Annotated in this window: 19 protein-coding genes; 12 read left to right on the top strand and 7 right to left on the bottom strand. The window is 32.9% G+C overall.

Going from position 1 to position 23012, the window contains the following annotated elements; genetic code table 11:
• Window positions 1-26: 26 nt before the first annotated feature.
• Window positions 27-821, top strand: a complete 795-nt coding sequence (locus tag HHX25_RS03515; protein ID WP_169670199.1) for a DUF4249 family protein — start codon at window positions 27-29, stop codon at window positions 819-821.
• 98 nt (window positions 822-919) lie between these two features.
• Here the strand turns inward: HHX25_RS03515 and HHX25_RS03510 are convergent, their stop codons facing one another.
• The 5 genes from HHX25_RS03510 to HHX25_RS03490 all read right to left on the bottom strand — a co-directional run bounded on the left by HHX25_RS03510 (window position 920) and on the right by HHX25_RS03490 (window position 5864).
• Window positions 920-1663 carry an ankyrin repeat domain-containing protein gene (locus tag HHX25_RS03510; RefSeq protein ID WP_169670197.1) on the bottom strand — a complete coding sequence of 248 codons (744 nt, stop codon included), beginning with the start codon at window positions 1661-1663 and terminating at the stop codon, window positions 920-922.
• A 58-nt stretch (window positions 1664-1721) separates the two neighbouring features.
• Entirely contained in the window at window positions 1722-1874 is a 153-nt protein-coding gene (locus HHX25_RS03505; protein WP_169670195.1) for an SsrA-binding protein, read from the bottom strand.
• Window positions 1875-2438: 564 nt separating this feature from the next.
• Window positions 2439-4217: a M56 family metallopeptidase gene (locus tag HHX25_RS03500; protein WP_169670193.1), complete on the bottom strand. Its 1779-nt coding sequence runs from the start codon at window positions 4215-4217 to the stop codon at window positions 2439-2441.
• 2 nt (window positions 4218-4219) lie between these two features.
• Entirely contained in the window at window positions 4220-4579 is a 360-nt protein-coding gene (locus HHX25_RS03495; RefSeq protein WP_169670191.1) for a BlaI/MecI/CopY family transcriptional regulator, read from the bottom strand.
• Between the two features lie 226 nt (window positions 4580-4805).
• Window positions 4806-5864: a hypothetical protein gene (locus HHX25_RS03490; protein WP_169670189.1), complete on the bottom strand. Its 1059-nt coding sequence runs from the start codon at window positions 5862-5864 to the stop codon at window positions 4806-4808.
• Between the two features lie 220 nt (window positions 5865-6084).
• On the opposite strand from HHX25_RS03490, the gene HHX25_RS03485 reads away from it, so the two are divergent.
• Window positions 6085-7029, top strand: a complete 945-nt coding sequence (locus tag HHX25_RS03485; protein WP_169670187.1) for a calcium/sodium antiporter — start codon at window positions 6085-6087, stop codon at window positions 7027-7029.
• 85 nt (window positions 7030-7114) lie between these two features.
• Here HHX25_RS03485 and HHX25_RS03480 read toward each other — a convergent pair whose 3' ends face one another.
• A complete protein-coding gene (locus tag HHX25_RS03480) occupies window positions 7115-8131 on the bottom strand; it encodes a glutamine synthetase beta-grasp domain-containing protein (protein WP_169670179.1) in 1017 nt (338 codons plus the stop codon).
• Window positions 8132-8408: 277 nt separating this feature from the next.
• Between HHX25_RS03480 and HHX25_RS03475 the strand changes: the two genes are divergently transcribed.
• The 4 genes from HHX25_RS03475 to HHX25_RS03460 all read left to right on the top strand — a co-directional run bounded on the left by HHX25_RS03475 (window position 8409) and on the right by HHX25_RS03460 (window position 15971).
• Complete coding sequence (locus tag HHX25_RS03475; RefSeq protein ID WP_169670177.1) at window positions 8409-10595, top strand: glutamine synthetase III family protein; 2187 nt, start codon at window positions 8409-8411, stop codon at window positions 10593-10595.
• A gap of 418 nt (window positions 10596-11013) precedes the next feature.
• Window positions 11014-12192, top strand: coding sequence for an AIR synthase related protein (locus HHX25_RS03470; RefSeq protein ID WP_169670175.1), 1179 nt, complete (start codon window positions 11014-11016; stop codon window positions 12190-12192).
• Between the two features lie 76 nt (window positions 12193-12268).
• The gene (locus HHX25_RS03465; protein ID WP_169670173.1) at window positions 12269-13231 is read left to right on the top strand and encodes a DUF3078 domain-containing protein; all 963 of its coding nucleotides are present in this window, start codon (window positions 12269-12271) and stop codon (window positions 13229-13231) included.
• 184 nt (window positions 13232-13415) lie between these two features.
• Window positions 13416-15971, top strand: coding sequence for an adenosylcobalamin-dependent ribonucleoside-diphosphate reductase (locus HHX25_RS03460; RefSeq protein ID WP_169670171.1), 2556 nt, complete (start codon window positions 13416-13418; stop codon window positions 15969-15971).
• A 228-nt stretch (window positions 15972-16199) separates the two neighbouring features.
• Here the strand turns inward: HHX25_RS03460 and HHX25_RS03455 are convergent, their stop codons facing one another.
• A complete protein-coding gene (locus tag HHX25_RS03455) occupies window positions 16200-16781 on the bottom strand; it encodes an ATP-binding cassette domain-containing protein (protein WP_240964223.1) in 582 nt (193 codons plus the stop codon).
• 404 nt (window positions 16782-17185) lie between these two features.
• On the opposite strand from HHX25_RS03455, the gene prfA reads away from it, so the two are divergent.
• The 6 genes from prfA to HHX25_RS03425 all read left to right on the top strand — a co-directional run bounded on the left by prfA (window position 17186) and on the right by HHX25_RS03425 (window position 23006).
• Window positions 17186-18262: a peptide chain release factor 1 gene (gene prfA, locus HHX25_RS03450; RefSeq protein WP_169670169.1), complete on the top strand. Its 1077-nt coding sequence runs from the start codon at window positions 17186-17188 to the stop codon at window positions 18260-18262.
• A gap of 94 nt (window positions 18263-18356) precedes the next feature.
• A complete protein-coding gene (gene pyrF / locus HHX25_RS03445; RefSeq protein WP_169670167.1) occupies window positions 18357-19172 on the top strand; it encodes an orotidine-5'-phosphate decarboxylase in 816 nt (271 codons plus the stop codon).
• Window positions 19173-19219: 47 nt separating this feature from the next.
• Window positions 19220-19633: a hypothetical protein gene (locus HHX25_RS03440; protein WP_169670165.1), complete on the top strand. Its 414-nt coding sequence runs from the start codon at window positions 19220-19222 to the stop codon at window positions 19631-19633.
• Window positions 19634-19811: 178 nt separating this feature from the next.
• A complete protein-coding gene (locus tag HHX25_RS03435; RefSeq protein ID WP_169670163.1) occupies window positions 19812-20903 on the top strand; it encodes an ATP-grasp domain-containing protein in 1092 nt (363 codons plus the stop codon).
• Window positions 20893-22005 carry a hypothetical protein gene (locus HHX25_RS03430; RefSeq protein WP_169670160.1) on the top strand — a complete coding sequence of 371 codons (1113 nt, stop codon included), beginning with the start codon at window positions 20893-20895 and terminating at the stop codon, window positions 22003-22005. The genes HHX25_RS03435 and HHX25_RS03430 overlap by 11 nt, the downstream gene beginning before the upstream one ends.
• Window positions 22006-22025: 20 nt before the next feature.
• Entirely contained in the window at window positions 22026-23006 is a 981-nt protein-coding gene (locus HHX25_RS03425) for a Rieske 2Fe-2S domain-containing protein (protein ID WP_169670159.1), read from the top strand.
• The last annotated feature ends 6 nt before the right edge of the window (window positions 23007-23012 follow it).

Below are 23012 nucleotides of genomic sequence, written 5' to 3'. Positions count from 1 at the left end.
TAGCAATATATTTTTTAATGTTACTCATGTTAACGAACTGCGTGAGTGAAATCCCGAACCCATCTAATTTCGAGCCCCAAGTATTTATTTCAGGCTTTCTTACAGATGGAACAGAGTATGTTACTATTAAAATACAACGAACCGTTCCAGTAGATAATCAGAGTTTGGACCCCATAAATGATGCTCAAATTTCATTATATACAAAAGACGCTTTAGGCAACAGTGAATTAATTACTAATACTTTCAATGTCACTAATGGAACATATCGAAGTTCTGAAATGATTACCTCCATTTTTGGTAACAGTTATTGGGTAGAAATACAATTGGCAGACGGTACTTCTTTTAAATCTGATGAAGAAGTTTTAAAAGAAGAGGTTATTATAAATGATTTGGAGATAACGAACACTCTTAATCGAGTTGTTTTTTCGGATCCTGTTGATGATACCAATTTTTATTTGATTAATTTTCTGTTTTTTAGAAATGGTTCGTTAGACCTTAAAATAAATGAGCTGTCCAATGATGTTCTTTTTAATGGCAATGCCAACGCTATTTTTGATTCAACAGAGTTTTTAGTAGGAAACCCACAAGAAGTACGTGTAAGTATTTCAAATCTTAATTTCAATACGTATCAATATTACCTGAATCAATTTGCTCAATTTGAAAACCAAATAACAAATGCAGGAAGTGAAGATGATCCTGGTCAGTTGTTCTTGCCGCCTCCTGCTAATTTAACAGGAAATATAATGAATATAACTGCAAATACCAGGGCGCTTGGTTTTTTTGGAGTACATAGTACAACTCAATTTATTAAGAATTTTTAAAACTTAAAGAAAATATAACACTCAAACATTTATGACCTCATGATATTTAATTATTGTGAGGTTTTACATGTTGTTAGTTTACAATATCTAGAGTGTAGTTATTCACTTAAATATTGATTGGGTATGTTTTTAGAAGAATATTTAATACCATACGCTTTTTCTGTTAGTTTTTCCACTACTACAGAAATCGTCTTTTCGTCTCTATGCATTTGAGGTAAAAGCCCAAACATAGCATAGCTTATGGGGTTTATTGACGGAATTAAGGTTTCCCAGGAAAAACCTTTTCCCCAAATGATGCCTTGTATTGTGTAACTCAGATCTGGATTATGGGATAGCAAAAGATCCAACATGTCGATGGAATTGTTATTATTTTGGTTGACCGTATGAAAAATAGGGGTTTGACCACCGAAACCATTTTCATCAGTACCTGCTTTAACGTTTATATCTATGCCGTATTCAATTAAAACCTTAGCGCATTCAACATGATTAAACTCGGCACATAAATGAAGTAGGGAAGCCTCTTTTAAAGGCGTGTAGGCGCATTCTAGGCTTATTTTATCGTGAATAATTTTAGGGTTTGAAGCAAGGTGTTTTTTTAGTTCTGGTGCATTATCAGTTAAAACGGCGAGTAAAGGGGCATTTTCAAATTTAAGCCCATATTCAATAAATAATTCTACGCATGCTTTAAACCTTGGACTTCGTGTATACATACCAACCATTAGGTCAATTAGCAATTTCCCCTGGTGTTCTGAATTTGAATCCAATCCTTTTTCAAAACAAGCCTTAATTCCTTGAACGGAATGAAGCTCAATTTGGTAGGCTATTTCTTTGAACAAGTCCATTTTTTGAAATAATCGTTATAATATATCAACAGAATAAAAAGAATCCTGTTGTTTTAAATCAATCCAAAGCATTTTTGGTAACAAACCACCTCCAGCCAATAATAGCCATTTGCAGTTTACTTGCTTTAGCTAGATCTAATTGTTGTTTAGAATAACTAGGTAAGATTAGTTTATTAACCTTCGCTAAAAATTTAAATACTTGCTTTTGCATTTTATAAAAATAGTAAAACTTATTCTAGACTAAGTTTTACTTTTAGAAAAATCATAATATAATTGAGATAATAACGAGTACGATATCAATTATAAGTTTGGCAAGTGTGATCATATTTTTAGGTTTTATAGGTTATTAAATAAGTTATACATATCAATGTTTTTTTAAGATATATATTTACCCATATGTTTGCCAAACGTTTTAATGAAAATCAATGAAATTGAATATGGATTTGTAAGTAATATAATTATTTTGATTGTTTTATTTGAGTGACTTCCTACATTAAAGTTTTGTTTTGTAATTATTAATCGTCATTTTTGTTTCATAATAAAACAATTGTAGGGGCATTTTTCTTTCTTTTTTAATTTCTAAGGCAAAATTTTTTAAAAAAAATATGTTTTTTATCAATTTCATCTTTTTAAAATTGTAAAGCATAAAAAAAGACACTCAGTTTTGAGTGTCTTAAAAAGATTTAGTTTTTATTGCTTTTTACTCTTTTCGGGTAGTAATTTCTACAGCCCCGTTTTTTGCTTTCTTACTATATTTTTTAATGATGATACCTTTCTATTTAAAGTTTGATAAGTTAGATTGAGCGATACCAATTTTAAGCCTCTTCCCATTGTCGTAATATGAAATGGCTATTGGGGCTATTGGGCCTTTGGAATCGACATTATAGTTATAATTGCTTGTGTATTCTGTTTTGGCATTAATTTTTATAGAAATAATTTTCCCTTCATCATTGCGTTTTACATTAGAAAATTTAATGGTAATGCCTTTTTCTTTTAAATACTTTATAGAATGTTCTAAACTTTTATCACTGTAATCATTTTTAATTATATAAGAATTTTGTTTGTCAAGATGTTTTACTGATCCATAAGTAGGGTCTCCATGCTTATTAATTCCGTGGCTTTGAATAGAGTTTGTTCTTGGGTTGTACTTAATAACTAAGGAACGGTCTGGAGTTGTTGTAACCCCTTGCATCATTCCTTTTTTACCAATTTTATATGAATATATTGGTATACCATTAGATTTTTGCTCCGATATTTCAAAATTAAAAATAACATCGTATTTTTCTTTTAGAAGCTTCTTTTTGGTTATAAGTTCAGAGATAGTTGTATGCTTATCAATTCTAATTTCAATTAAATCTTGATTACCAATATTTCCTTTTTGGGCTTCAATAAAGTCTAATGTGTTAATATTGAATTTGTTTTTAGAATATTTGATGAGTATTGTTTTAATAGGTCTACCAGAAGCTATCCGGTAGGTACCTTCTGTACCATTTTTATTAATTGTAAAGTATATGGTAGTGATTAGATTATGAGTATTTCTTTTTAAGTTTTTAAGGTTAAAATCATAACCTTTACTTTTAAGCTCAGCCTCAAAAGTTTTAAGTTTTGCATCAGTGAAATCATTATAAATTAAAAACTTTTCAATACCATCTTTGTTTAAATCTTTCTGAATGGATGTATTGTTGTTTTGTAAATTTGGAGCCTCCACATAAACTTCCTCAGTATTAAAACTCACTAAAAATAGAGTTAGCAAAGGAATTACAAAGGCATACTTTATTAAATTAATTTTTTTAGATTTTGATTTGTGTAGCATAACGATTCGTTTTTTGATTAATGAATTATAAAAATGATTACTTAAAGCCATTTGATGAGATGGCATACTTGTTTTTAATAGTGTGGTTTGATAACTTTTTTTGCAATTGAATTTTTGCTGCGCATTTTGATCTGCGACAAACTCTAAATTTTGCTTCACATCCTTGCTATATAACCATACAAATGGGTTGAACCAAAGTACAATACAAGAAATTTGGGCTAACAGGATGTCTACAGAGTGGTATTGTGTTACATGTACTTTTTCGTGTGTAATAATTTGGTCTAATTCAGTTTTGTTAAATTGATTTGGATTATAAACGATCCAATTGAAAAAGGAAAAAGGAGAAACATAAGTATTTATTTTTACATACTTAAACGAACCTTGTTTTTCACTTTTATTTTTTGAAATTAATGTAAATAATGACACCAGTTGTATAATAAAACGACAAGAAAAGAAAAACACTCCTGCTAAATAGACAACAGGGAGATAGTTTAAGATATTAAAAGGTTTTTCCACATTATCAACTATAAAGGTGCCCCCACCTAAACTATAATTTTCAAGAATATTAGGAACATATTCAATATAAATAGGAATCACAAAACAAGGAATACCAAATGAGCTTATTAAACCCATAAGAAGAAAGCTCCTATTTGATTGAAAAAAAGTATCGCGTTGTAATAAAATTTTATAAACGAGATAAAAAATAACAACGACAGAACTAACTTTTAATAAATATTCCATAGTTATTTATTTTTTTCAATTAACTCAATAATTTCTTTTAGTTCTTTAACGCTAATTTTTTCTTCCTTCGCAAAAAAGGATACCATATTTTTATAAGAGTTGTTAAAATAATGTCCAATAGCTAAATTCATAAACTTTTTCTTGTAATCTTCTTTACTAACAATAGGGTAGTATTGATGCGTCTTACCATAAGCATTATAAGAGACATATCCCTTTTCTTCTAAATTTCTAATAATGGTAGAAAGTGTATTATAATGCGGTTTGTCATTTTTGATTTCAGCAAGTACATCTTTAACAAAAGCTTTTTCTAGCTTCCATAAAATATGCATAATCTCTTCTTCCTTGTTTGTTAATTTTTCCATCGAATATCTACTTTTTTCTTTCCTCAAAAGGGAAATCTAATTACTTATGTTGTTGTAAGCCAGGTCTAATTTTTTAATCTAAAACAAACGTATAACTATTTTTATAGTTATACAACTAAAATAATAGTTTTTTAACTAAATTTTTAGTTTTGTGATTTTCAATAAAAAGAACATAAAAAAAGACACCCTATAGAGAGTGTCTTAATTTACCATTATATTAAACGTTTTATTGTTTTTTAGGATTGGTTAATGCATGCTCATGTGTGGTTATAACAACTTTATCTTTTAAGCTTTTTAAAGTTTTTATATTTTCTGGAATTAAACCTTCAAAGTTAAAATCTTTATATTCTTTTCCATCTACTATAACTAATGGAGGAAGTGTAAATACTCTGGGGATGCCATCCACATAGAAAAATACGTTTTTTGTTTTTTTATGCTCTCGTATTTCTAAATAATTTTTTTGGTTACTTATAATATCGTTACTCTTTAGCTTTTTGCTTAATTCTCCCAACTCGTAGGGAGTGGACTTTGTCCCATTTATAAAGATAGTTTCTTTGTGATCCTTGAATTTTCGCATTACCCTATTCGTATTTACATTGAAACATTGTAAAAGTAAAGTTCCGATTCTTCTGGGGTATTTCCCTATTTCGTAATGTAGCACATTTTTACTTGAATTATCTTTTTGTAAAGAAATCCTTAAATATGTGCTGTGACTTATGAGTGGTAGATCAATAGAGTTCTTCTTAGAAAGCATTGTAACAATATCTTTTCCTCGATAATGTGGGCAGTTTAATATCATGACAATTGGAGAAATTGGATAAGGGCGGGAAGACCCCATACTATAAATATCAGATCTGCTAGAGTTTTTTAAATAGATTTTGAGATTTATAATTTCTCCTTTATCATTTCGCACTAAATCTTTGAAAGAGATAGTATACCCCAGATCTTTTAAATTAGCTGTAATTTTATCTAAGCCTTCATCCGTAGTTTCCTTAAATATAATAAATTCTGTTTTTGCAAAGTCCGATTCAATGATCGTATTTCTTCCTTTAGTGTGTGAAACGTCTCTTTTTTCTCTTAACAAGGAGTAAGATTTTTCTTTGTTTAAATCGTTATTCGCTTTATAAGATATGGCTGTAGTTTGCTTATTAAATACATTTTCAGTAACAAAGCTCATTAAAAGTAGAGCGAGTAAGGAAAGCACTAATAGATGCTTTAACGAAAATGTTTTTTTCAGTTTGGGGCTGTTTAACATAACGGTTTTTTTATGGTGAAATGGTTTCATTTGAGAAACCAGCTATTTAATCATAATTGATATTTGTTTAAAATGTGTTATATGATTGTGGCTAAATTTATATAAATTTTATCAATTAGAGTATATATAATCAAAAAAAACTAATCTGGAAACTTCATCTCCAGGCTTTTAAAACAAAAGATGGCATTCAATAAGTATTTAAAATCGTTAATCATAATTCTTATGCTATCTTCGTAAAAAAAATATTTTTATGAGTATACTTTGGGTTATCCTTGGTTTTACATTATTAGTCATAGGAGGTGAGTTTCTGGTGCGTTCTTCGGTAGCGTTATCATTTAAGTTCAGCATGTCTAAAATGGTCATTGGTATGACGGTGGTTTCTTTCGCAACGTCGGCTCCTGAGCTCTTGGTTAGTATTCAGGCTGCATTATCGGGCTCGTCGGCTATCGCAATAAACAATGTTATAGGCTCTAATATTGCGAACATAGCATTAGTATTAGGGGTGACTGCAATGGTAGGCGCTATAGCTGTTGATAAATCGTTTTACAAGATTAATTGGCCCGTCATGATGGTTTTCTCCATAGTCTTGTACTATTTTCTTAAAAATGATAAGGTACTTACTGCTGTAGAAGGGGGAATTTTATTTTTAGGTCTTATCGTTTTTTTATATGCATTGATAAAAAAAGGAAAGAAAGAAACAGATGTAGAAGAGGTAGATGAAGCTTTGGCCATGGTTTCAAATTTTAAAATAGTCCTTTGGTTGGTTATAGGCGCAGCTGCTCTATATTTTGGAAGTGAATGGTTGGTAGAAGGCTCTAAGGACATTGCGCGTTCGGTTGGCGTGAGCGAAGCTGTAATAGGTGTGTCTTTAATCGCTATAGGAACCAGTGTGCCAGAATTAGCAGCATCAGTTATCGCGGCAGCAAAGCAGGAAAAAGCGATTTCTTTGGGTAATTTAATTGGATCTAATATTTTTAATATTGCATCGGTTTTGGGCTTAACAGCCATCATAAAACCTATTTCGATCACCGAGCCCCAAATACTATCCAATGATATTTTTTGGATGTTAGGATTCAGTTTTATTTTAATACCATTAATACTCTTGCCAAAGAAATTGCAAATAAGCAGGGCAAAAGGATTCTTTTTGGTATTTGCCTATGGCATTTTTATGTTCTTAATATTTACCAGAGGGTGAAATTTATAAGCGTTACTTTAGATAATAAAAAAAGACTTGCAATTTTTTGCAAGTCTTTTTTTATTATGAACAAAACTGATATGTTTTAGATGTTAGCGGATTTAACAGTCTTAACAATTCTACCAGCAATTTTGTATGGATCTCCATTAGAAGCTGGTCTTCTGTCTTCTAACCAGCCTTTCCATCCTTTTTCTACAGTGATGATAGGAATACGAATAGATGCCCCTCTATCTGATACTCCGTAAGAGAAATCATTAATAGAAGCAGTTTCGTGTAAACCAGTTAAACGTTGATCGTTAAACTCACCATATACTTCAATGTGTTCTTTGGTAACAGGTCTAAACGCTTCACATATTTTCTCGTAAACTTCTTTAGAACCACAAGTTCTTAAAGTCGTGTTAGAGAAATTTGCGTGCATACCAGAACCATTCCAGTCACCTTTTACAGGTTTTGGATGATATTCGATATAGTATCCGTATTTTTCAGTTAATCTGTCTAGTAAATATCTAGCAACCCAAATTTCGTCACCAGCTTTTTTAGCTCCTTTAGCAAATAATTGGAATTCCCATTGTCCGCTAGCAACCTCTTGATTGATACCTTCAAAGTTTAAACCAGCATCAATACATAAGTTAGCATGCTCTTCTACGAAATCTCTACCATGTGTGTTTTTTCCACCAACAGAACAGTAGTACATACCTTGTGGTCCAGGATATCCTCCAATAGGGAATCCTAAAGGCAGTTGTGTATGTGTATCCATGATAAAGTATTCTTGCTCAAATCCGAACCAGAAATCATTATCGTCATCATCAATAGTTGCTCTTGCATTAGAATCGTGTGGTGTTCCATCGGCATTCAAAACTTCAGTCATAACTAAATATCCATTAATACGAGCAGGATCTGGGTATATCGCCACAGGTTTTAATAAACAGTCTGAAGATCCTCCCTCAGCTTGTTTTGTTGATGATCCATCAAAAGACCAAGTACTTAACTCTTCTAACGTTCCTTTAAAGTTCTCATGCTCTTCTACCTTAGTTTTACTTCTCAAGTTTTGAGTTGGCTTATAACCATCTAACCAAAGGTATTCTAATTTAATTTTTGCCATAATAAATATTTTATGAATGAAATTTTAATAATATGCACAAATATAAATTATTATATAAATACTTTAAATTTATAGGGGGTATTTTGCTGTAAGTATTAGTTATTTTTATTTATACCCCATTATTTTAAGGTTTATTTTAAAAAAAGAGTATTATTTTATATAAAAATTGTAAAAATGTTAACAATAAATTTTCATGTTTTCATGTTTTTATTGTTTTAGCTACTTATTTTTGCAGGGATACTATAATTATTGCAAACCTTAAATTAATTTTCTGAAAATGTCCACATTACGATTTCATGCTATTAAAGAATCTCTTAATTATAAACCAGTCATTGTAGAAGAAAAAGGGCGCAGGTCAGATCTATTTGGAAAACATGTGTTTAATGAAAATACCATGCGTCAATATTTAACAAAAGATGCTTTTAAAGGTGTTACAAATGCGATTCAATATGGTAAAAAAATAGATAGGAGTATAGCAGATCAGGTGGCATCTTCAATGAAGGATTGGGCATTATCAAAAGGGGTCACTCATTATACACACTGGTTTCAACCGTTAACTGGAGCAACTGCAGAAAAGCATGATGCGTTTTTTGAAACGATTGGTGACGGTATGTCTATTGAAAAGTTTGGGGGCAGTCAGTTAGTGCAACAAGAACCCGATGCTTCCAGTTTTCCTAGTGGTGGTATTAGAAATACATTTGAAGCCCGTGGATATACGGCATGGGATCCTACATCTCCAGCGTTTATTTATGGAACAACCCTATGTATTCCAACTATTTTTGTAGCCTATACAGGAGAGGCATTAGATTATAAAACCCCTTTGTTGCGAGCGCTACATGCTGTAGATGGTGCGGCTACGGCTATTTGTAAATATTTTGATAAAAACGTAAAGAAAGTATCATCCTCTTTGGGATGGGAACAAGAATATTTTTTAGTAGATAAAATGTTGGCTGCCAGTCGTCCCGATATTTCCTTAACAGGTAGAACACTATTAGGACATTCGCCTGCTAAAGGTCAACAATTAGACGATCATTATTTTGGGTCAATCCCCAACAGGGCCTTAAATTTTATGCGTGAATTGGAAACAGAATGTATGCTTTTGGGAATTCCTGTAAAGACGAGACATAACGAGGTAGCACCTAATCAATTTGAGTTAGCTCCAATTTACGAAGAAGCTAACTTAGCAGTAGACCATAATTCGCTTTTAATGGATATTATGGGACGCGTAGCATCACGTCATAATTTTAAGGTACTATTACACGAAAAACCATTTAAGGGTATTAATGGCTCTGGTAAGCATAATAACTGGTCATTATCTACAGATACGGGTGTTAATTTACTGGGACCAGGAAAAACGCCGATGAGCAATCTGCAGTTTCTAACATTTTTTATCAATACCATTAAAGCTGTTCATGAACATGAAGCATTGTTAAGGGCAGCGATTGCTTCGGCCAGCAATGACCATAGGTTGGGGGCTAATGAAGCGCCCCCAGCAATAATTTCCGTATTTATTGGAGAACAGTTAACCAAAGTTTTAGAAGAATTGGAAGGGGTGACCAAAGGAAAATTGTCGCCTCAGGAAAAAACAGAACTTAAACTAAATGTTGTCGGTAAAATACCTGATGTTTTACTTGACAATACAGACAGAAACAGAACATCACCTTTTGCATTTACGGGTAATAAATTTGAGTTTAGAGCCGTAGGATCTACAGCGAATTGTGGTAAGCCCATGACCGTACTAAATACCATAGTTGCAAAGCAACTAAAGGATTTTAAAATAGAAGTAGATAAGCTAATAGATAAGAAAGATTTAAAGAAAGACGAAGCTATATTCAATGTGTTGAGAGAATATATCAAGTCTACTAAAAATATTTTATTCGAAGGGAATGGTTATGGAAAAGAGTGGGAGGATGAAGCCAAAAAAAGAGGTTTAAGCAATAATAAAGCAACACCTGAAGCTTTAAAAGCTAAAATTTCTGAGCAAACGATCGCATTATTTGAAGAAATGGATGTTATGAGTAGGGTTGAAACCAAAGCACGCTATGAAATAGAGGTAGAAGCCTATATCATGCATGTACAAATTGAAAGTCGTGTATTGGGTGATATTGCACGTAACCACATCGTGCCTACTGCAGTTAAATACCAAAACATTTTAATTGAAAATGTTAGGGGGCTAAAGGAAATATTCGACAAAAAGTTTAATTCTATTTCCAAAGAGCAGATCAATTTAATTGAAGAGATTTCCAGTCATATCGAAGGCATCAATGTCAATGTTACAAAAATGATAAACGAACGTAAAGAAGCAAATGCGTTTGAAGATATAGAAAAGAAAGCCATGGCTTATTGCAAAAAAGTAAAGCCTCTATTTGATGATATTCGGTATCATTGTGATAAGTTGGAATTGCTGGTCGATGACGAGATTTGGCCATTGACAAAATATCGGGAATTGTTATTTACGAGATAGTTATTAATATTTTTGTGTCATTGTAAGAACTTTTTTTAGTCAACACCGATTTCTATAACATGTCCAAACGATTATAATAAAGATTTGTTTTGAGATAACCGATCATAATCCTCGACAAGCTCGGATTGACATTATATTGTTCAATTGTCAACTTTGTTATATGAAAAGCATCATTAAATCGAAAAGGCAAATTAAGTATAGTCCGTCCTGCTGAGCGTGTCGAAGCATATTTTGCGACTCAGTTTCAAATGCATCAACTTCCATATCCTAAAGCGTAGCTGGCGTGCAGCAATCTGTTAAATAAGTATAAAGTTTTATTTTCTTTGATAAAATATAGCAAATAAAATGTATCACATACTTGCCATAAGGATGGTTAATTTTAAAATATTCCTTTACTTTTGCACCACAATAAGATATTATGAGTCAAGAAGTTTCTAAACGATACGCACAACGTGGGGTTTCCGCTTCCAAAGAAGATGTGCATAATGCGATAAAAAATATAGATAAAGGGTTATTTCCAAAGGCATTCTGTAAAATAGTACCAGATTATCTAACAAATGACGAAGACTATTGCTTGATCATGCATGCAGATGGAGCAGGGACCAAGTCATCTTTAGCTTATATGTATTGGAAAGAAACTGGTGATGTTTCCGTTTGGAAAGGGATTGCACAGGATGCTTTAATCATGAATATTGACGATTTATTATGTGTGGGGGCTACCGATAACATTATGTTGTCTTCTACAATTGGAAGAAATAAGAATTTAATTCCAGGAGAAGTGCTTTCTGCCATTATAAATGGTACAGAAGAATTACTGGAAGATTTAAAGTCGTTTGGCGTAACCATTCATTCTACAGGAGGAGAGACTGCCGATGTTGGTGATTTAGTAAGAACCATTATTGTAGACTCCACGGTTACAGCTAGAATGAAACGAGAAGATGTTATTAATAATGCAAATATTAAAGCTGGAGATGTAATTATTGGCTTGGAATCTTTCGGACAAGCAACCTATGAGAAAGCATATAATGGCGGTATGGGAAGTAATGGTTTAACGTCTGCACGACATGATGTTTTTAGTAAGTATTTAGCAGAAAAATATCCAGAAAGTTTTGATGCATCTGTTCCTGAAGAATTAGTGTATTCTGGTGCTGTAAAATTAACAGACGCTGTTGAAGATGCTCCTATTGATGCTGGTAAATTGGTATTATCTCCAACAAGAACATATGCACCAATTATAAAAAAGATCTTATCGGAATATAACAGTGAAACCATTCACGGGATGGTTCATTGTAGTGGAGGGGCACAAACTAAAATCCTTCACTTTGTGGACGAATTTCATATCGTAAAAGATAATATGTTTCCAATTCCACCATTGTTTAAACTTATTCAAGAGCAATCTAAAACCGATTGGAAAGAAATGTATCAAGTGTTTAATTGTGGACATAGAATGGAATTATATGTAAGTCCAGAAGTTGCAGAAAATATCATCACTATTTCTAAATCTTTTAATGTTGATGCTAAAATAATTGGAAGGGTAGAAGCTTCAAAGACAAAAAAACTGACAATAAAATCTGAGTTCGGAGAGTTTAATTATTAAACTTCATATTATTCATTAAAATGGAATGATTATTGATAGGAGGTTTTATTGTTTAATCAACCTATAGCCATTAGTCATGAAAAATGTATTATTAATCCCTCTTTTTTTCTTTTTTCAGTTAATTTCTGCACAACCAGATTCACTTTTTTTACAAAAAAAGGTAAAGAAACAATCTGGAGGCCCACAATGGGTTCAAAAAAATAAGGCGACTGTAGATTTAAGCCAGGTTTCATTTAATAATTGGAACTCTGGTGGTAGTAATTCAATATCTGGTCTTTTGGGGCTTCGGTCTTCTGCAAATTATAGAGATAAATTTTTCGCCTGGAGAAACGATGTGTCTGTACGTTATGGAATAAATAAACAACAAGCAAGAGAGTTAAGAAAAACAGACGATTTATTTGAAATCACTTCAAATTTAGGTTATAAGCCAAATAAATCGTCAAATTGGTTTTATTCAGCAAGACTTAATTTTAAAACACAGCTAACTAATGGTTATAAATATCCGAATAGAGAGGTGCCAATTTCCAGATTACTTGCTCCTGGGTATTTGTTCTTTGGTGGCGGTATGGAATATGGAAAGGACATTGAAGAATTGTCATTTTACTTTTCTCCGATAACTTTAAAAGCAACCTTTGTACTAGATGAAGATTTAGCGAATGCAGGTTCTTTTGGGGTAACTCCTGCAGTGTTAGATGCAGATGGTAATATTATTACGCCAGGAGAACACGTTAGGAAGGAAGTTGGGATTTTAATGACCAATAGCTATGAGATGGAAGTCGCAGATAATGTAAACATGAAGCACGTGGTAAGCTTGTATTCCGATTATGTGAACAACTTTGGAAACGTAGATTTAGACTGGAGAATCGATTTTAATTTTAAGGTCAATAGTTTTATAAGAGCGACTTTAGGCTCCCATTTAAAATATGACGACGATGTAAAAACAAAAGAACCTTCAGAAATTGAAGGTGAGTTTGACGAAGCTGGAGCCAAGGTGCAGTGGAAACAGATTTTAGGAGTTGGATTTGCTGTCGATTTTTAAAATAACATTCCTTTTTTTATTTCAAAAATTTGTTAACTTTTTAATGTTAATAAATATTTAAAACATTGATTTTTAGTTTTTTGTGATTAATTGCTTGTAAGCTTTATGATTTTTGTCATATTTTAAGTTGAACACTTTTGGTTTATTTATACTGTAATTAAATAATCCAAAATATAACTTACTAATGAATGAAAATGTGACAAAAACTTCACCAAAAACGTACACACAAGACCAAGTCTTTAATGCATCGCTAAAATATTTTAATGATGACGATTTAGCCGCTCGCGTATGGTTAAATAAATATGCGCTTAAAGATTCTCAGGGAAATATTTATGAGTTGACCCCAAATGATATGCATCTTCGAATTGCTAATGAATTAGCAAGAATTGAAAAAAAATATGCAAATCCATTATCTGCAGATGATATTTTTGACTTAATTAAAGATTTTAAATATATAGTGCCACAAGGTAGCCCTATGGCTGGTATAGGCAATCCGTTTCAAATAGCATCCCTTTCAAATTGTTTTGTGATCGGTAATTCGGGGGAGTCAGATTCATATGGTGGTATCATGAAAATCGATCAAGAGCAGGTGCAGCTCATGAAACGTAGAGGCGGGGTAGGTCACGATTTGTCACATATTCGTCCCAAAGGTTCTTCGGTTAAGAATTCAGCACTAACTTCTACGGGTATTGTGCCTTTTATGGAACGTTACTCGAATTCGACTAGGGAAGTAGCCCAGGATGGAAGACGTGGTGCATTGATGCTATCGGTTTCCATTAATCATCCAGATTCAGAAGACTTTATTGATGCAAAATTAGAACAAGGAAAAGTTACTGGGGCTAATGTATCGGTTAGAATGGACGATGATTTTATGAAAGCCGTAAAGGACAGTACAGATTATATTCAGAAATACCCAGTATTTAGTAAAAAGCCTAAAGTTTCTAAAACCGTAAAAGCAACCGATTTGTGGAAAAAGATTGTTCATAATGCATGGAAATCTGCCGAACCAGGTATCTTGTTTTGGGATACCATTATAAATGAATCCCTTCCAGATTGTTATGCCGATTTGGGTTATAAAACAGTATCTACGAATCCATGTGGGGAAATACCCCTGTGCCCATATGATTCCTGTAGGCTCTTGGCCATTAATTTATTTTCTTATGTAGAAAACCCTTTTACAAAGCATGCTAAGTTTGACTTTTCATTGTTCAAAAAACATATTGCAGCAGCACAACGTATTATGGACGATATTATAGATCTGGAGTTAGAGAAAATCGATACAATTTTACAGAAAATTGATGCAGATCCAGAGTTGGATGAAGTTAAGGCAACCGAACGTCATTTATGGATCAATATAAAAAGAAAAGCAGAAGAAGGGCGCAGAACTGGTATTGGTATTACCGCTGAAGGCGATATGTTAGCAGCACTGGGTATTCAATATGGTAGTGAAGCTGGTAATGCTTTTTCATTGGAGGTACACAAAACAATAGCTATAGAAGCATATAGGGCTTCGGTACATTTAGCAAAAGAACGTGGTGCCTTTACGATTTTTGATTCAGAACGTGAAAAAAACAATCCATTTATACAGCGTTTAAAAGAAGCCGATAGCAAGTTGTATTATGAAATGTTAGAATATGGTAGAAGAAATATTGCCCTGCTTACCATAGCTCCAACGGGAACAACAAGTTTAATGACGCAAACAACTTCTGGGATTGAGCCTGTATTTTTACCAGTTTATAAACGTAGGAGAAAAGTGAATCCGAATGATAAAGATGTACGTGTGGATTTTGTTGATGAAGTTGGTGATTCCTGGGAAGAATATGTTGTTTTCCACCACAGATTTAAACAATGGATGGAAGTAAATGGGATAGATACTACTAAAAATTTCTCTCAGGATGAATTAAATGATTTGGTAAAACAATCGCCCTACTATAAAGCAACTTCAAACGATGTGGATTGGTTAAGTAAAGTCAGTATGCAGGGCGCTATTCAAAAATGGGTAGACCACTCTATAAGTGTTACTATTAACCTACCTAATGATGTTTCAGAAGATTTAGTAGGCGAATTATATTTAAAAGCTTGGGAAGTTGGTTGTAAAGGTGTTACTGTTTATAGGGATGGTTCCCGTTCTGGTGTACTAATTTCTAATGATGATAAGAAAGAGGAAGCATCTAAAGATTTATTAACGGCATTTCCTGTAAAGCGCCCCCAAGTGTTAGAGGCAGATGTAGTTCGTTTTCAGAATAATAAAGAAAAATGGATCGCCTTTATAGGTATTATTGAGGAGAAACCTTATGAGATTTTTACAGGTTTAACAGATGATGAGGATGGTATTTTAATACCACGTTGGGTAAACAACGGATTGATAATAAAAAATAGGACAGAAAATGGAACATCTCGTTACGATTTTCAATATGAAAACAAACGAGGTTACAAGACAACTATAGAAGGTTTGTCGCATAAATTTAATCCAGAATTCTGGAACTATGCAAAACTTATTTCCAGTACGCTTCGTCATGGAATGCCAATTGATAAAATTGTCGATTTAATTAATAGTTTACAATTAGATAGTGAGTCTATCAATACATGGAAAAACGGTGTGGGCCGAGCTTTAAAACGCTATGTGGCAGATGGAACAGCAGCTAAAGGACAGACATGTGATTCCTGTAAATCGGAAAACTTGATATATCAAGAAGGTTGTTTGACCTGTAAAGATTGTGGGTCTTCAAAATGTGGTTGATATTTAGAGTATGATATGTAAATAGAAATAGTTTGAAAGATATATAATTGTCTGCTTGAGTGCAGTCGGGAACTTTTTAATAGACCTGACTCATTAGGCGTCTCGACTGTGCTTAGGGTGACATTTTTTAGTGTATTAATAACCTTGCCTAAGGTAAAGTACCCATGCTTAAATATTTGTAATCTTCTAATTCTTTTAAGTTGTTAATTAATTTTGTACAACCATTTTTTAAAAGATATATAGTATCTGAAACAGATATAATAGGTGCATAGATGTGATCTGTGATGATGATAGCTTTTTTTCGTTTTCTTCTTCAATGAGAGCTTTTATACTTTCAATATATAAAGGAGAAATATGAGAGAAAGGCTCATCTAAAAGCGCTATTTTTCCAGAACATTTTAATATCAGGTAAATTTCTATGATTCTGCGTTCCCCACCAGACAACTTATTAAAATGAAAATTTTTATAAGGAGCTAGGCTTTCAAATGTATTGGCAAATATATCCCAATCTACCCTGAAAATTTTAAAGGCAGTTTTAATTATCATTCTATTGGGAATAAAATTTTGCTGGGGTAAATAGGTTACTAATTTTGTTTGGTATAAAGGTTTTAAAATAGGCTTATTGTCAATTCGAATAAGACTGTATTTAGGTTTCAAACTTCCAAAAACAATATTTAATAAACAGCTTTTTCCACAGCCATTACTCCCTAAAATACCAGTCACTTTTCCAGTTTCTGCTTTTAGATAGATACCATTTAAAATGCGCTTTTCCTTAAAATAAAGTTCAATATTATCTATTTCAAAAGTCATATAAACTCTTTAAGAAGTAAAAGGAATGGGATGCTAAGAAATAGATCAATAACATATAGTAGTGAAAACAATTTCAAAGAAGAAATGCCTAAGTTTTTGTAAAATATTAACTTTCGTTTCGCATTGGTTTCATTTATGAAAAACCGCAAAAAAATGATTAATATAAACTTGGCGATAAGTATGGGAATGATATCATATTTTAAAAATGAAAAAATAATATTTAGCCCAAAAGACCATAAAATAAAAGGCCTGTAAAAAACGAATATGGAAAATAATTGATTCATAATATATGATTAGAAACGCCAGAAGTTGAATATTATTCTAGTCTAATGATTAATAGACAGGTGTATTCCTGCTGAAAATTCATAAATTATCGTATTTTTGATCCCCAATTTAAAAGGTAGATGTTAGAGAAATTACAAATAGTAAAGCAACGTTTTGATGAGGTTAGTGATTTAATTATTCAACCAGATATCATTTCAGATCAAAAGCGTTATGTAGAACTCAATAGAGAATATAAAGACTTGCGAATTCTTATGGAAAAGCGAGCACAGTATATAGAACTTACAGATAATTTGGAGGAAGCCGAATCTATCATTGCTGATGGAAGTGATGAGGAAATGGTAGAAATGGCCAAAATGCAATACGATGAAGCTAAAGAAGGCATTCCTAAGTTAGAAGAAGAAATAAGAGTACTGTTAATCCCTAAAGATCCCGAAGATGCTAAAAATGCCGTGGTCGAGCTACGTGCAGGGACTGGTGGAGATGAAGCTAGTATTTTTGCTGGTGATTTGTTTAGAATGTACACCAAATACTGTGAGAATAAAGGTTGGCGTGTAGATACAGTAGATTTTAGTGAAGGAACTAATGGCGGTTTTAAAGAAATTCAGTTTGAAGTAAGTGGTGAAGATGTATATGGGACTTTAAAGTTTGAAGCGGGGGTACATCGAGTACAGCGTGTACCACAAACAGAAACGCAAGGACGTGTACATACAAGTGCTGCGACGGTTATGGTATTTCCTGAAGCAGAGGAGTTTGATGTAGAGATTAATCCAAAAGATGTAAGAATAGATTTTTTCTGTTCATCTGGTCCTGGTGGGCAATCTGTAAATACAACCTATTCGGCAGTGCGTTTAACACATATCCCAACTGGATTGGTAGCGCAATGTCAAGATCAAAAATCACAACATAAAAATAAAGAGAAAGCCTTTAAAGTATTGCGTTCTCGTTTATACGATTTAGAATTAGCGAAAAAGCAAGAAGAAGATGCTGCTAAGCGTGGAAGTATGGTGTCGTCGGGTGATAGAAGTGCCAAGATTAGAACTTATAACTATCCGCAAGGACGTGTTACAGATCACAGAATAGGTTTGACACTTTACGATTTAAGTAATATTGTAAATGGAGATATTCAAAAAATTATAGATGAATTAATGCTAGCTGAAAATACGGAGAAGTTAAAAGCTAGTGATGATGTGATTTAAATACTTGTCATTCCTGTGAAGGCAGGAATCTTTTGATTGAACCTAATTAATTTTAAACAGATTCCTGCCTTCGTAGGAATGAGAAAACAGACTATTGACAACAAACCAACTCGTTCAGCAAATCAAAAAAAAGAAATCCTTTTTGTGTATAGGATTAGATGTTGATTTAAATAAAATACCGCCTTATCTTTTAAAAGAGGATGACCCCATTTTTGCATTCAATAAAGCTATTATTGATGCGACACATCATTTATGTGTGGCTTATAAGCCTAATACGGCATTTTATGAGGCATATGGCTTAAAAGGCTGGAAAGCTCTAGAAAAAACGATTAATTATTTAAACGAAAAGCATCCCGAAATATTTACTATTGCAGATGCTAAACGAGGTGATATCGGTAATACAAGCACGATGTATGCGAAAGCTTTTTTTGAAGATTTAGCTTTCGATTCTGTAACAGTGGCACCTTACATGGGGAAAGACTCCGTAGAACCTTTTTTAGCGTTTGAAAATAAGCACACGATTTTGTTGGCTTTGACATCTAACCAAGGAGCATTTGATTTTCAAACAAAAACGGTTGATGGTAAAGAATTGTACAAACAAGTATTAGAGATTTCGAAAAGTTGGGAAAACTCTAAAAACTTAATGTATGTTGTTGGGGCTACCAAAGCCGAATTTTTAGCAGATATTAGACAAATTATTCCGGATAGTTTTTTGCTAGTGCCTGGTGTTGGAGCACAAGGTGGAAATTTGCAAGATGTTTGTAAATATGGAATGAATGATCAAATAGGCTTGCTTGTTAATTCTTCACGTGGAATTATTTATGCATCCCAAGAAGACGATTTTGCTGAGGCAGCGGCAATGAAAGCTAAAGTACTTCAACAACAAATGGAAGTAGAGTTGACTAATTAAATAAATTGATTTTACACATAAAGTAAAATAAGATACTCCAAAAAAACATGAAAAAAATTCTAATTTTATTATTGGCAATTCCGCTATTATCGCTAACTACAAAAAATGATACAAGTCGTTTTATAGGAAAATGGAAAGGCGAGGATAATGGAGATATTGGTTATATTATTTTTGATAAAGAAGGGTATGCAACTTTTGAAATCCAAGGAAAAACTTTCGGGGGTAAAGAGTTTGTTCTTAAAGAAGAAAAAGGTTCTTTAACTTATAAAATTGATGATAGTAAAGATCCTATACAAGTAGACTTCATTATTACTAAATTGGCAACAGGCGAAGAGAAACGATTGCTATGTATAGCAAATTTTTTGGATACTGATACCATGGAGTTTGCTATTAACTACAAAAATAACAGACCCACTGAATTTGATACTGAAAACTCAATAATTTTAAAAAGGGAAAAGTAAAGCGTTTTTATAATTATTAATTAAAAAGAAAGTTAATAGTTAAAAAAACAGATTTTGAAATTGACCGAAGTTCTTTTCAGCCTCTTTATTTGTAAAAATATTCTAGAGAATAAGGCATCTTAAAAATAATAACGTTTTTAGCGAGACATTCAAAGTGAGTATCTTTGTTTAAGATTAAATGAAGACGCATAAAAACATACTCATATTAGGTGCTCGAGCTCCAATGACTCTTGTGCTTGTCCGAAGTTTTAAAAAACAGGGTATTCGGGTGATCTTAGCAGATTCTTTAGTTTTACCCATCGGAAGGTGGACAAATGCTATAATAAAATATGAACAACTCCCTTCTGCCCGATTTAATACACAAGCATATATTAATACTGTTGCCAGGTTAGTTTCAAACTATGCTATTACCGATCTTATCCCTTGCTGTGAAGAGGCGTTTTATATAGCTAAATATAAAAATAAGTTTCTCTGCAAAGTTTGGACAACGAATATCCAAGAGTTAAACCGTTTGCATAATAAAGAAACTTTTGCAAAAGCATTTAAGCATCAGTTGTCCATACCAGAAACTATATCGGCAGATGAATTCAAGAATTGGAACCATAGTAACCATTATGTTTTTAAACAAAAATATTCAAGGTTTGCTGGCAATATTTTTAATGGGGTTTTACTAACTAAGGACGAACTTGGCAATCCAGAAAAATGGATTGCGCAAAAAAAAATACACGGAAAAGAAATCTGTGTGTATTCTATTTGGGATGAAGGCGAATTAAGAGGTCTTGTTTGTTATGAACCATTATTTAGAGCAGGTAAGGGGGCTGGTATATTTTTTAAATTCATTGAAAATAAAGAAGTAGAAGCACAGGTGAAAAAGTTTGGAGAACACCTAAATTATACAGGACAATTAAGTTTTGATGTGATAATAGCAAAAGACGGTCCGTGGTTTATTGAATGCAATCCTCGTGGAACTAGTGGTGCGCATTTGCTGGAGAATCAATTAGCAGATTGTTTTTTAGTGAATGGTCTAAGACCTTTTCAAGATAAACGCAACCAGATGCTTTTGTTTTTAATGTTGTTGGGATATCCTTTTAAATTTTTTAAAAAAGAAGTTAGGCAAGCTAAAGATGCGATATTTCGTTATTACGATCCGCTTCCTGCTATGATGCAATGGCTTAGTTTATTCGAGATAGCCTATATTAAACTATTTAAACGAATCAGTTGGTTAAAGGCGACCACCTATGATATTGAATGGAATGGCAATGAAAGTTAGATGGGCAAAACAAGAGGAGTTAACAGGGACAATTCGAGGTTTTAGCGAGCTGTTTCAGAACGACTCAGAGTTGTTAATTGAAAATGTAAAAACCACATACCGTGTTCTGCGGGTTAATGAAAAACTGTTTTTTCCAGTAACGATTAATGATAAAGAATGGGATAATTCATTTGTTTGTTCTCCTTATACAGCTTATGCTAATTATTCAAAAGATGAAATTAAGTGGAAAATAAAAAATAAAGTCGTTAAAAAGTTACTACTGCTTTTATTAAATATCATAGCAAAATGGCTTAGAAAAGGGGAAATTGATAAGAATATTCACATCAATAACTTTTTGCTTTCAACCAATCCATTTCCAGAATGGGATGGAAAGGAAATTGAAGCGATTACTGCCTTTATAGTATCAGAGTACCCAGATCATGCCATTATCTTTAGATCTCTAAATGAATACCAACATCGTAGTTTATTGGATTTGTTTAAAGCAAATGGTTATGATTGTATTGGTAGTAGGCAAGTCTATATATTTGATCTTTCTAAAGAAGCTTGGTTAAAACATCGTAATAATAAACATGACAATAAACTAATCAAGAGGTCTGGCCTCCAGTTGATAAACCACGAAGGTATGAAAGACTTCCTGCTACAAGCACTTGAATTATATCGAAAACTTTATCTGGTAAAATATTCAAAATTCAATCCCCAATTCACACTTAAATATTTTCAAGATTGTTATGATAAAAAACTTGTGAAGTTTCAAGGCTATGTAGATGAGAAGGGGAGCTTAAAGGCATTTTCGGGCGTGTTTACCATAGATAATACCATCACATCGCCACTGGTTGGATATGATACCGATATGCCACAAAAAGAAGGACTCTATATTCATGCCGCACAGTTGGCAATTCTTAATAAATTCGAAACAGGGTTATTACTTAATTTAAGTTCTGGAGCAGCAGGGTTTAAGCGTATGCGGGGCGGACAGCCATCTATTGAATATTCTTCATTATATTTGAAACACTTATCACGTAGCAGAAGATTGCGCTGGCAAGTTTTAAAAACTTTATCCAATAAGATTGGAGTACCTATTATAAAGAAATACAAACTTTAACGCTCATTTGGAAAGCATATATGGATAAATATAATACTTGGTATCCCGTTTCGCTTATTAGTAAATTAAAAAAATCGCCGCAAGGGTTGGTTTTACAAGGATATCCAATTGTTATATACAAAGGAAAATCAGGATGGGTGGTGCAAAAGGATAGTTGTCCGCATAGGAACTACCCATTGTCGGCAGGAAAACTGGTTAATAATGAATTGCGTTGCGGGTACCACGGTTGGCGTTTTGATGAAAAAGGATTTACCACGGTAATCCCTGGACTTAAATCAGGTTATAAAGGAAAGTGCAGTGTACTCACAACTTATAGCTCATATGAACACAATGGATTGCTCTGGGTTTGTTTGACGCCCAATATGTCTTTTAGATCCGTATCAAAACCTTTGCCCGATCGAAAGATTTACTCATACCGTACAACCATAAAAGGAGATCCAGCCGATATTCTAGAGAATTTTTTAGACCCCATGCATACCTCTTTTTTACATGATGGACTCATTAGAAAATCTACCAAACCAAATAAGACTATTGCAGAAATAAGAGCTATAAATAATGGAGTACAAGTTAAATATACCGAAGAGTCCCATCAATCTGGTATTATTGGCTCAGTCTTTGGGAGATTTATAACCCACAGTTACGGTATCTTATCCAAAGGGAATATTATTGATTTGGAGTTTCACTCCAAAAAAGGACTCGAAATGACGAACCGATTTATAATAGTGCCTACCAAACCTGGGGAAAACTATTTTTTTTCACAAATTACGACTAGTAACCGATGGTTGCCATCATGGACAAAAGTAGCTGTTTTGGGGCCCTTTTTTTACCTAGCCTTACAACAGGATAAAAAAGCCATAGAGCTTCTATCCAATAACAAAAAAACAATAGAACAGTCTCCGCTTCAAAGTACATATTTAGATATTATGAGACGGTATATTGAAAAAATGCTTGATGGCGAAGATTTTAACGTAGTTGAAAAAGATATTGAACTTTACTTATAGTTAAAT

Origin of the sequence: Flavivirga algicola (genome assembly GCF_012910715.1) — a bacterium.
GTDB classification, from domain to species: Bacteria; Bacteroidota; Bacteroidia; order Flavobacteriales; family Flavobacteriaceae; genus Flavivirga; species Flavivirga algicola.
This window is presented reverse-complemented; position numbering and strand designations above follow the sequence as displayed.